We start from the raw sequence: 12007 nt of genomic DNA on the forward strand, positions 1-12007 counted from the left end.
TATGAAGAACATTATTAAAGCATATCTGCTGGTTGCCGCATTCTGCATGCTTTTCAGTTGCAAGGATTCGTACGACGACACCAGAATATGGCAAGACCTGGATGAGATCGAGAAGATCATCCGTGACTACGAAGCGCGTGTCCAGACACTGCTGGATGAGATGAATTCCCTCACCAGCCTGATGAACAGCTCATTTATTTCATTGATCACACAGGATGCTGCAGGCAATTATGTCATCTCCTATACCAACAATGGGGGTGACACCCATAGCATCACCATTGCCAGACAGTCAGATGTGGTCGACCTGCCCATCGTAACGGCCAAGCTGGACAGTGACGGGAAATATTACTGGGCACAGACGCTTGACAAGGGGAAAAGCTACTCCTTCATCCTCGATGAAGATGGGGAGAAATATCCCATTGCCGGGAGAAAACCGGAGATCGGGATCGATAACAAGGGATATTGGATCATCAACGGGGTCAACACCGGAGTCCTGGCCAAAGATATGAGCAACACCCTCTTCAGGGAGGCCTATATCGATGAGGAAAATCAGGAGGCGGTCTTCATCCTTTCCAACAACCAGGAGCTGAGACTGCAGATGCGGGAAGCCCTGGGGGTGAGGTTTGATCTCCCCCTGTTCAATGGAGTTGCCGATTACGATACCCCGGTTACCATCCGGTATGAACTGTATGGGACACTCGCGGAGAATGCCCATGTGGATCTCTTTACCGCTTACAACATGGAGGTGACGGTAGACAGAATCGCATCTACCCTGACTGCCACCCTGAAAAGCGGGGCAACGGAGGGAAATATTCTCCTGCTTGCCAGCGCAGGCAGCAATACGATCCTGAAACCGCTCTATTTTACCTATGGTGAGGCGATTATCGAGGATCCCACCTATCAGGGTTCAACCAACAGAATTCAACTGTCGGGGAACAGGACCGATATCGAGATCCAGGTCTCATCCAGCATCTCCTATGAGACCAAAACTGAGAGTGACTGGATTCTCCATGGGGGAACCAGGGCATTGACCACCACCACTCACTCCTTCACCATCCTGGCCAACGAGACCGGGGATGAGCGTACCGGCAGGATCCTCTTTGCCAATACCCTCTACAATATCTCCGCCAGCATCGATCTCCTGCAGGATCCGAAGGAGGCGGAAAGCAAAGGCGGCATCAGCACTGCAGCCGACCTGGTTGCCTTTGCCAAGGCGGTCAACAGCGGCGCAAGCACCGCACGTTGGCAGAACGAGGCGGGTGAAATTGTGCTGCTGAATGATATCGACATGTCATCCGTCAGCTCATGGACACCCATCGGCGACGTGGATGCCTCCGCCTATTCAACGGCTGAACCCTATGTGGGAGTAAATCCCTTCACCGGCACCTTCAACGGTCAGGGCTTTGCGATCAAAAATCTGGATTGCAGCACTGAATTGTCGGGCGACAAGCTTGCGTACGGCCTCTTCGGTTCAATCTCCAATGCCACCATCAAGAACCTGACACTGGGATCGGCAGGTGAACCGGTTACCTGGAAATTCACCGGAACAGCAGCCAAATACACACTCATTGCTCCGCTGGTGGGCTATGCGAAGGGTTCAGTCATCGAGAACTGTACCAACTATTACAACGTCGACTTTGCTGCAGATAATAAGAACGGCGAACTGGTATTGGTTTCGGGATTGGTGGGAGCCATTGTGGAGACCCGCATCGGAGGAGACTCCAAGGCATTGGGCTGTACCAACAGGGGATTTGTCCGTACCGGAGCCATCAGCAATACGGCAAACGGCGGTACCGGAATGCAGACTGCAGGTATCTGTGCTTTCATGGCCAAAGCGGAGGGATGTCTGATCAACTATTGTGTCAACTACGGAGACATCAGCAGTCCTTCGGGCCGTACGGGCGGTCTGGTTGCCACACTTATGCAGGGCAATATCAAGAACAGTGAGAACCGGGGAACCATCGAGGATGACAAGGTGGGTCAGTATGCCGGGAAAGAACCCAGCCAGACCTACAACCTGAAGCGTATGGGTGGCCTGGTGGGCGGAACCGATAACCTGACAGGCAAGCCCCAGTTCACCGTAGAGTATTGCACCAATTACGGCAACGTCATCACCCATCTCAGTGCCCGTACCGGAGGTTTCATCGGACACTCCAACATCCAGATCATCGGATGTGTCAACAGGGGGGCTATCATCGGGGATGTATTCACCGAAGGCAACGGTGTCAACCGGCATGGCCCGGGATGGGCTTGCGGTTTTGCAGGGGCCAGTACGGCAACCTGGACCAACTGCCGCGGATGTGCCAGGGGAGGATATGTTGGGGGGTATCAATACAAGGATGATCCCACTTCAGCTCCCGAGGCCACCAATGAGAATGCCTTCTGTCATGCCAACGAGCGTTTTGATAGCAGTATAAACTTCTAAATCAATAAACAGATGAAATATATTTATTATTCGATTCTCCTTGTTTTCCTGCTGGGTGCCTGTAGTGATTATGACGACACCCCCATCAAGGACAAGATAGATGATTTCAAACAGCGGATCGAGATGCTTCAGGAAAAGGTGTCGGCCCTGAACAGGGATATTGACAACCTGAGCTATCTCACCAACGGGAATGTGATCACCTCTGTCACCAAAAACTCGGATGGCAAATATGTGATCACCTATCTCGACTCGTCCAATCAGGAGAAAGCCGTGGTGGTGGCCACTCAGGAGGATGTGATTGAAGCTCCCATCCTGGGGGTGCGCCTCTCTACCGATGACAATCTCTATTACTGGACCGTCACGGTTGATGATGAGACAACCTGGCTAGAAGATGCCGACGGCGGCAAGGTTCCGGTTTACGGACATACACCCGAGGTCAGCGTTGATGCCAACGGGTACTGGGTTGTGGATGGTGCAGTGTTGACAGATCAATATGGCAACCCCATCGAGGTGACCACCGACGAGACGGCCATCTTCAGGGAGATCAGCAGGAGCGACGATGGCTATCTCAGAATTAAACTGGGAAATGGTGAAGAGCTTAGCCTTCCCATCTTCAACGCGTTCAACCTGCTCCTCCAGACCGAAACGGTTACCCTGGTGGAGAGGGGTACCAGCGCCATTGCCATTCCCTATTCGGTGGAAGGGGCCGATGCCGACAAGGCGATTGTTGCCATCAGCCAGGTAGAAGCTGTTTCTGCAGCCATCGATACGGTCAACAAGACAATTACGGTAAATTTTGAAAATGGGTTTGAAGAGGGCCATATCATCGTGTCGGCCTATAATCTCGAACATCTGGTTTTGAGACCCATCCTGTTTAAAAGCAAGTAAATAATCGATTATGAGAAAAATCATTTTTAGCGGACTTTTCATGCTGCTGCTCTTTGGTGCATGTACACATGTACCAAAGGCAACGCAGCCAGTCAACCGTGCTGAACGGATTCTTGAAGAGATTCACAATCCCAAGTCAGACTATGTGGTGGTGATCGCCCACAGGGGAGATTGGCGTAACTATCCCGAAAACTCCATTCCCGCCATCGAGTCGGTCATCAGGATGGGGGTGGATGTGGTGGAACTGGATGTGATGCTGACGGCCGACAGTGTGCTGGTGCTATGCCATGACCGGACCATTGACCGGACTACCACCGGCAAGGGGCTGGTGAGCGAAGTCACCTATGCCTACATAGATTCCTGCTTCCTGCGGGCCGGACACAACCACCCCACAGATCACAAGATACCCACTTTGAGAAAGGCGTTGGAGGTGTGCAAGGACAGGATCATCGTCAACATTGACAAGGGATTTGAGTATTACGACCTGGTGATTGCCATCACCGAAGAGCTGGGAGTCACCGATCAGGTGTTGATCAAGGGAAAGAGGGCGATCGATGTGGTGAATGAACGGATGGGGAAATATCCCAATGCCATGATGTATATGCCCATCATCGACATCAACAGAATATCCGGACAGGAGCTCTTCAGGCAATATGTGGAGAGCGGTACCGTCCCTGTGGCCTATGAGGTCTGCTGGGACCAGGAGAGCCCCGAGTTGCACGAGTGCCTGGCTGCCATCAGTGCCCAACCCTCCAGGATCTGGGTCAATACGTTGTGGCCATCCCTCTGTGGTGGCAAGGAGGCCGGCATGTATGACGACTACGCCTTTGAAAATGGGATGGAGACCTATCAGAAGGTTCTCGACCTGGGTGCATCCATGATCCAGACCGACAGGCCAGAGCTGCTGATTCAGTATCTGCGGAAGATTGGGCGGCATGACTGACCGGTTTGATCTGGAATGCGGCTGTTGATGAAGAGTGGATCCGAACAGGGGAGCGTAAACCTGGGGACGTTATGAAAAGAGGCAATCAGAGAGGAAAAATTAAAAAAAAGGTGCAATTTTGAACCCTAAAAAGAGTGTGCGATGAAGAAGATGACAGATTTATTGAGCGATTATTTCCACGATAATTGTTCCCGGGAAGATGAAATAGCGATCGAGAAGTGGTTGGCCGAAAACGGCGGTGACGAAGTGGATGAGGCTTTCCAGAAGATCCTGTCGGAGATCAGGGTAGATGATGCCACCCTGGCACGGGAGGGCTTTGAAAAGTTCAGGCAGCGAATCGGATCGGCAAGGAGCTCATCATCGGCAGAAAGGCTGAGGAGAACCGCCAGGTTGCTGCAACGGGTGGCAGCTCTCCTGTTCATCCCGCTTCTGGCTCTTTCTGGATATCTGTTTCTGAAAGATAATCCACAGCAGATGGAGTGGAACGACATCACCATACCCAACGGGACTCAACAGGCCCTGACCCTCTCTGACGGTACGGTGCTGCACCTGAATGCCGGAACCAGGGTGATCTATCCTGCCCAATTCACCGGTGACAAAAGGGAGATATTTATCAACGGGGAGGTGTTTGCCGACGTGGCAAAGGATCCGGATAAACCTTTCATCATCTCGGCCGGCGATATCCAAGTAGAGGTACTGGGCACACAATTCAATTTCAGGGCATACAACAACCTGGAGACTGTCGAGGTGGCGCTGGTGGAAGGTGCCGTCCTGTTTGAAACGGAAAACAGCCAACAGGAGAGATTGAAGGCGGGCGAAATGGTTCAATATAATCGCACTACCCGGCAGATCAACCGGGAATTGTTCCTCACGCACCAGTATAAGTCTCCATCCAAAAACGAAGGATTCTATTTCAGCAACCTCACACTCGGTGATATTGCCAAAGAGTTGGAATACTACTTTGATACCGATATTGTCATATTGGATGATGAGTTGAACAGTAACCGCTATGTGGCATATTTCACCAACAATGAGACCCTTGACGAGATTCTTTCCGATCTCAACGTTGATGGGAAAATGATGATCAAACAGAGCCAGAATATGATTTTCATAGACAAACGGCATTAATACTTAACAACAAAAAGATGAAGCAAGGAAATTTTTTATATAAGCATGTATTGATGATATGGTTTTCCTGTCTGCTGGGGATGTTGTCACAACCTCTCCAGGCACAGGATATCACCATGAAACTGTCCAATGTGACGGTAAAGGAGGCCATTGATGTGCTCTCTGATGCACAGAAATATTCAGTAGTGATCAATTCTACCGACATCGATGTGAGAAAGGTGATCTCTGTCGATGCCGACAACCTTTCGCTGGAAAAGGTATTGGAACAGATATTTGCAGGGCAGGATGTGAGCTACAAGATCACCGGCCGCAGCATCATCGTCAGCAAGGGTGGTCCTGCCCCGCAACAGGTGTCGCAACAGGCACAGCGGAAAGAGAAGATCTCAGGGCTTCTGCTTGACGAGACGGGTGAGCCTGTCATTGGTGCCACGGTTGTCCTTTCAGACAATGTGGGGGTAGTCAGTGACATCAATGGGGAGTTTGAACTGGAGGCCACTTTGCCGGTCACGTTGAACATCTCCTATATCGGTTATGAACCGGTAAGGGTTACCTATAACGACGATCGCCCCAAGACGATCCATCTGACCCCCTCAATTACGGCCATCGATGAGATTGTGGTGGTGGGTTACGGAACGCAGCGCAAGAGTAACCTCACCGGTGCCGTCTCCACCATCACCAGCAAGGATCTGAACATGCGTCCGGTGGTTTCTGCCGCCAATGCGCTACAGGGTGCCGATCCTTCGGTCAACCTGGCATTTGGTACCGGATCTCCCGAATCGGGCTACAGCATCAACATCAGGGGTACAATCTCCATCAACGGCGGTTCACCGCTAATCCTCTGCGATGGGGTGGAGATGCCGCTCAACATGATCAATGCCAACGATATCGAGTCCGTGTCGATCCTGAAGGATGCTTCTGCCAGTGCGATCTACGGTGCCAAGGCCTCTGCCGGAGTCGTACTGATCACCACCAAGTCGGGGGGAGCCAAGGAGAAGGCAAAGATCAGCTACAACGGCCGCATGGGGTGGACGCAGAACACAACCTCCACCGACTTTATCCGGACTGGCTATGACTATGTCACCTTTGCCAACAGTTTTTACTACGCATATAACGGCGTCAACATGTATCTCTACGAGGATGAAGAGTTACAGAAACTGTATGATCGCCGCAACGACATGACCGAACACCCCGATCGCCCGTGGGTGGAGGTGGCTCCCAACGGAGATTATAAATACTATGGCAATACTGACTGGTATGGCTATTTCTATAACAGGGTCCGACCGCAGATGGAGCATAACCTCTCCATCACAGGGGGTACCGAGAAGATCAACTATTATGTCAGCGGACGTTACTATGACCAGGATGGTATTTTCAGGGTGGTCAAGGACAAGTACCGGGATTACTCCTTCCGGGCAAAGTTCGACGCCAGGTTGAATAACTGGTTGAAGTGGTCAACCAATGTGAGCCTAAACAACAACAGCTATTCATACAGCGGCGTCTCAAACTACGAGATGACCATTGCCCGCCTGGAGTCGAACATCAGCCCCTCATTTGTTCCCCGTAACCCTGATGGCACCGTGGTGCAGTATACCAACCAGCTCTATGCCAACTCACCTCTGGGTGCAGGTGACGGAGGCTATCTGACCTCGGGTAAAGGGCGCAACAACAAGGGGCGCAACATGCTTTCGGTGGTGAATGGACTGGAGGTGAACCTGATGAAGGATCTGCGCTTCAATATGAGCTATGGCTACACGCAGAACAAGAACCTCTACCGCTACCGGGGCAACTCGTTTGATTATTCCAGAAAAGAGGGTGTTATCCAGGAGTTCACATCGGGCAGTATCTATGATTACTACCGGGAGGTTCATGGAGCCCCGATAAGGCATCTGCTGGATTACTACCTGACCTACAGCAAGAACTGGGATGGAAAGCACAACCTGAAGGTGGTGGGCGGAAGCCAGTATGAGACCTACCGGACCACCAGCACGGATATCTCGATGACCAATCTCTCCAACGATGATCTCGATTCATTCGCGGCTGTGACCCCTGAAAGCGTGATCTCGCTCTCGCAATCCATCAATGCCTATAAGACGCTCGGTTACTTTGGACGCGTCAACTACGACTACCTGAGCAAGTACTTGGTTGAGTTCTCAGCCCGTGCCGATGGCTCATCCCGCTTCCAGAAGGATAGCCGCTGGGGCTTCTTCCCCTCCATGTCTGCCGGATGGCGGATCTCTGAAGAGGATTTTTTCACGTCGGCCAAGGATTGGATTGAGAATCTGAAGCTGCGCGCCTCCATAGGTAGCCTGGGCAACCAGCAGGTGGACTACTATGCCTACTTGCAGACCATCACCACCGACAACCTGCTCAACTACACCTTTGATGGCAACAACAAGGTCTCCTATGCCCGCATTTCCGACCCGGTATCTTCGGGTTTGACCTGGGAAACGGTGACCACCTATAACGTGGGTCTCGACATGACCTTCCTACGCAACCGCCTGAACGTGACCACCGACTTCTATGTCAGGTATACCAGAGACATGCTGATCCAGTCGTTGACGCTTCCCGATGTATATGGTGCCAACACCCCGAGGGAGAACAGCGCCGACATGCTGACGAACGGGTGGGAGGTTGTCACCTCCTGGAACGACTCGTTCAACCTGGGGAGTGACCGTTTCTCCTATGAAATCCAGGCAACGTTGGGTGACTATCAGCGGACCATCACCAAATACGAGAACCCCAACAAGCTGATCTCCGACCCCTACGTGGGCAAAAAGATGGGCGAGATCTGGGGTTACCATGTAGAGGGTCTCTTCAAGACCGACAAGGAGGCTGCTGAATATCAGGCCCGCATTGATGACCGGACGGTCAATGGCCGTGTCTACAACAGCAAGGTGGATGGCTTCCTCAAGGCCGGTGATGTCCGTTTCGCCGACCTCAACGGCGACAACATCATTGGAGCCGGTTCGGGAACAGTGGATGATCCCGGTGATAGGAGGGTGATCGGAAATACCACTCCCCGCTATGCCTACTCGTTCCGCCTGGGTGCCAACTGGAACAACTTTGATGCCTCCCTCTTCTTCCAGGGCATCGGAAAGAGAGACTGGTACCCGGCATACAGTGCCAGCTCGCAAGGTGCCAACTCCTTCTGGGGGCCCTACTCATTCCCCTCCACCTCGTTTGTCCATGTCTCCTTCCCGGAACATGTCTGGACCGAGGACAACCGGAACGCCTATTTCCCCCGTATCCGCGGATACCAGTCCTATTCCGGCGGATCGCTCGGAATGGTGAATGATCGCTATCTGCAGCGGATCTCTTACCTGAGGTTCAAGAACTTGTCGCTGGGTTATACCGTGCCGGTGAACAAGAACCTGGTGGAGAGGATCCGGGTATATCTTTCGGGAGAGAACCTCTACTACTGGTCTCCGCTCAAGAAGTACAACAAGACCATTGATCCGGAACTGGCCATCTCTTCGAGTACCTATTCCAGCAATACGGGTTCGGGATATGCCTATCCCCAAGTTTATACAGTTGGTGTTGATATCACTTTTTAAAACCAGATGACATGCATACTATATACAGAAAAAAACTGATGACAAGAATCCTTCTCGCGGGACTGATCCTGATAGGCTTCTCAAGCTGTGACCTGTCACTGTTGCCAGAAGACTCCGTGACGCCGCTGCAATTCTTCAAAACCAGGGCCGATCTGGAACTTTGGACCAACCAGTTCTACACCATGTTGAGCAATCCGAATACGGATGCCGGCGTGAATGCCGACGACATGATCGATAAATCGATGGGTGCCGTTATTGAAGGAACCCGCTCGCCAGCCAGCGAATCGTGGTCATGGACCCAGCTGCGCAATATCAACTATCTCCTGGAGTACTCCTCCAATTGCGAAGATGAGGCTGCCAGAAATGAGTTCAACGGGGTTGCCCTCTTCTTCAGGGCCTACTTCTACTTCGACAAGGTTAGACGGTATGGCGATGTGCCCTGGTATGACCGGACCATCGGCTCAACCGATGTGGAGCTGCTCAACAAGCCCAGGGATGACCGGGGATTTGTGATGGACAATGTGCTGAAGGATTTCAGGGATGCCGCCAATCTGCTCCCCACCGAGTATCCCAACACGAAGAACACCCGGGTCACGAAATGGGTGGCGTTGGCATTTGCCAGCCGGGCAGCTCTCTATGAAGGGACATTCCGAAAGTACAGAAATATGGAGGGTGCCGAGAGATACCTGCAGGCTGCCGCCGAATTTGCCCGCGAATTTATCGACAACAGCGGGTTCGACCTCTACAAGGGAGGCAGTCAGCCCTATCGTGAACTCTTCTATTCAGACAATGCCAAGACCGAAGAGGTGGTATTGGCCCGGAGCTACAACTTTGCCGGATTGCAGTTGTCGCACAGTGTGCAGTTCAGCATCTCAAACAACCAGCAGGGTTTTACCCGCCGCTTCATCAACCATTACCTGATGGAGGATGGTTCCCGCTTTACCGACCAGCCGGGTTATGAGACCATGTTCTTCACCGATGAGATGAAGAACCGCGATCCCCGTCTGGAGCAGACCGTCCTGGGGCTGAACTATGTGCAGGTTGGCGAGACCCAGCCCACCTTGAACGACCTGACCGCCTATTGCGGCTACAAGCCGATCAAGTTTATCAGCAACAAGGATCACGACGGTGCCTCCAAGGGTACTTCAGACTGGCCACTGATGCGCAGTGCCGAGGTATTCCTCAACTATGCCGAGGCCAAGGCCGAGCTGGGGACACTGACACAGCAGGATCTGAACATCTCGGTCAACAGGTTGAGAGCCCGTGCCAACATGCCCAACCTGGAGATGGCAGCCGCCAACAGCAACCCCGATCCATACCTCGAGAGTTGCTACCCCAATGTGAATAAAGGCGGCAACAAGGGCGTGATCCTGGAGATCCGTCGTGAACGGACCATCGAGATGGTGATGGAGGGATTGAGGCAGTGGGACCTCTTCCGTTGGAAGGAGGCCGAGCAGATGTTGAACCATTATGTGCCCTATCACGGTCTCTATATTCCCGGTGTAGGCAGCTACGACATGAATGGTGATGGTACCCCCGACCTGGAGGTGTATGAAACTACATCGGTAACTCAGCTCGACATCAAGGTCAGGATTGAAAGGGATATCTTCCTATCGAACGGCACATCGGGATATATTGTGGGATTCCCGAAGGTGACCTACGGTACCGACTGGAACAACGACCGGGATTATCTCTGGCCCATACCGGCAGACCAGCGGGTGCTGACACAGGGCGCGCTGAGCCAGAACCCGGGATGGCAGGATGGCCTCAGCTATTAATCGGCGGAGTTATCCGGAATAGCCATCTGGAAAGGAGACCGGGAGGGTAATTCACCTTCCCGGTTTTTTTATGCCACACCGCCAGCTTCTTCTATCAGGATGTATGAGACTCTTCATAAATCTTGTAATCCCTCTCACGGTTAGCTCTACCTGGACTGGTACGGGCAACGCTTTTACCCAATCGAAGATGGTAGTTCTTCTTGTCATGAACCTCCAGGCTAACCATCAGGTCCCGCATGCTGTTTTCAATTCGAGTTGTCACGCTCAAAAGAGATGCCTTGCTATGCAATAATTTTCAAGAACGTTTTTCAATCAGGAGTGCCCACTGATCTTTTAAATTTCTGATTTCATAAAATAAAATGGTGCGCTAATACAGGTCACAAACCGCCACCAATCTTACTCCCTCTACCGACAATACGGTGGATACGTTGGCTGTTCCCATTCCCCCTTGCCGATCAGGGCAATCTGGATGAAAGAGTTGGAGGAGACCGCCTTTCTCGCATTCTGGGTCAATCTACCACCGGTGGTGGAGAATAGTGCAGGGGCCGAACTGATGGCTACTGAGCCAACGGCCACCTTTTTTAGAAATTCTCATCTGTTTTGCATATTCGTTCAGTTTGTTAGTGATGTTTGAAATCAAATTATTCCATGCTTCATACCCACTTTAACCTGTGAACTTCTGCAGTGACAATCTTGGTTCTGCCATCGGGAAAAGCCTTATTGATGCATTGCCAGCCACCACCCAGGGAATCGGACAGGAAAATTGTTATCTACAATTCTCCCATCGGCATAGATCGTAAAGTATGCTTTCGTAACGTTCAACATCACTTCCTGATCACCTTTCAATGATGCTGTCATATTGAGTGGCAATCCGATCGTCATCACTCTTTGAAAGGGCTTTTCATATGAGATATTCGAGACGAAATCCGATTCCAGAACAACCAGCGAACCATCTTTTGCAGTAAATACCGGATGATTCTCACTATCTCTATACACTGGATCTGCTTTCCTGAAATATAGATTGATCACATCAGGAATATCGAGAATCGCGATCTCGTCATCTTGATCCAATTGAGGAGAATTCACCCATAATTTTATTGTAAACCCCTCATCTCTCTCCGATTTATTGATAAACTGCTCTTGAGGGTTATTTACATCCGAAGAGTGGTTGACTACACCATCTGCCGGAAACGGAAAAATATGGACTTTGCAACTCAATTCTACCAGACTTATACCCGGTGGAAAGTTGCGGGAATGAAGAAGTGGATACCGGCGGCAGAGCTATAATGAT

At 51.5% G+C, this 12007-nt stretch carries 9 protein-coding genes; 6 read left to right on the forward strand and 3 right to left on the reverse strand.

What is annotated here, in order from left to right; all coding sequences use genetic code 11:
- Position 1 precedes the first annotated feature (1 nt).
- The 6 genes from ING2E5A_RS06515 to ING2E5A_RS06540 all read left to right on the forward strand — a co-directional run bounded on the left by ING2E5A_RS06515 (position 2) and on the right by ING2E5A_RS06540 (position 10716).
- Positions 2-2425, forward strand: a complete 2424-nt coding sequence (locus ING2E5A_RS06515) for a PL29 family lyase N-terminal domain-containing protein (protein WP_071136720.1) — start codon at positions 2-4, stop codon at positions 2423-2425.
- A 12-nt stretch (positions 2426-2437) separates the two neighbouring features.
- Positions 2438-3313, forward strand: a complete 876-nt coding sequence (locus ING2E5A_RS06520) for a PL29 family lyase N-terminal domain-containing protein (RefSeq protein ID WP_071136721.1) — start codon at positions 2438-2440, stop codon at positions 3311-3313.
- 10 nt (positions 3314-3323) lie between these two features.
- A complete protein-coding gene (locus tag ING2E5A_RS06525; protein WP_071136722.1) occupies positions 3324-4256 on the forward strand; it encodes a glycerophosphodiester phosphodiesterase family protein in 933 nt (310 codons plus the stop codon).
- 141 nt (positions 4257-4397) lie between these two features.
- Positions 4398-5384, forward strand: coding sequence for a FecR family protein (locus ING2E5A_RS06530; RefSeq protein WP_071136723.1), 987 nt, complete (start codon positions 4398-4400; stop codon positions 5382-5384).
- A gap of 17 nt (positions 5385-5401) precedes the next feature.
- The gene (locus ING2E5A_RS06535) at positions 5402-8938 is read left to right on the forward strand and encodes a TonB-dependent receptor (protein WP_071136724.1); all 3537 of its coding nucleotides are present in this window, start codon (positions 5402-5404) and stop codon (positions 8936-8938) included.
- A gap of 38 nt (positions 8939-8976) precedes the next feature.
- Positions 8977-10716, forward strand: a complete 1740-nt coding sequence (locus tag ING2E5A_RS06540) for a RagB/SusD family nutrient uptake outer membrane protein (RefSeq protein WP_071138236.1) — start codon at positions 8977-8979, stop codon at positions 10714-10716.
- 94 nt (positions 10717-10810) lie between these two features.
- Here ING2E5A_RS06540 and ING2E5A_RS15295 read toward each other — a convergent pair whose 3' ends face one another.
- The 3 genes from ING2E5A_RS15295 to ING2E5A_RS06550 form a co-directional block, all read right to left on the reverse strand.
- On the reverse strand, positions 10811-10984 hold the full coding sequence (locus ING2E5A_RS15295) for a hypothetical protein (protein ID WP_154670050.1): 174 nt from the start codon (positions 10982-10984) through the stop codon (positions 10811-10813).
- A gap of 137 nt (positions 10985-11121) precedes the next feature.
- Positions 11122-11292 carry a hypothetical protein gene (locus ING2E5A_RS15300; protein WP_154670051.1) on the reverse strand — a complete coding sequence of 57 codons (171 nt, stop codon included), beginning with the start codon at positions 11290-11292 and terminating at the stop codon, positions 11122-11124.
- 141 nt (positions 11293-11433) lie between these two features.
- The gene (locus ING2E5A_RS06550) at positions 11434-11934 is read right to left on the reverse strand and encodes a hypothetical protein (protein WP_071136726.1); all 501 of its coding nucleotides are present in this window, start codon (positions 11932-11934) and stop codon (positions 11434-11436) included.
- Positions 11935-12007: the final 73 nt, after the last annotated feature.

The organism is Petrimonas mucosa (assembly GCF_900095795.1).
Taxonomy (GTDB): Bacteria; Bacteroidota; Bacteroidia; order Bacteroidales; family Dysgonomonadaceae; genus Petrimonas; species Petrimonas mucosa.

Coding starts and splice junctions, on each gene's coding strand:
- ING2E5A_RS06530 (WP_071136723.1), top strand. CDS start 4,398: ATGAAGAAGATGACAGATTTATTGAGCGATTATTTCCACGATAATTGT.
- ING2E5A_RS06535 (WP_071136724.1), top strand. CDS start 5,402: ATGAAGCAAGGAAATTTTTTATATAAGCATGTATTGATGATATGGTTT.
- ING2E5A_RS06515 (WP_071136720.1), top strand. CDS start 2: ATGAAGAACATTATTAAAGCATATCTGCTGGTTGCCGCATTCTGCATG.
- ING2E5A_RS06540 (WP_071138236.1), top strand. CDS start 8,977: ATGACAAGAATCCTTCTCGCGGGACTGATCCTGATAGGCTTCTCAAGC.
- ING2E5A_RS06520 (WP_071136721.1), top strand. CDS start 2,438: ATGAAATATATTTATTATTCGATTCTCCTTGTTTTCCTGCTGGGTGCC.
- ING2E5A_RS06525 (WP_071136722.1), top strand. CDS start 3,324: ATGAGAAAAATCATTTTTAGCGGACTTTTCATGCTGCTGCTCTTTGGT.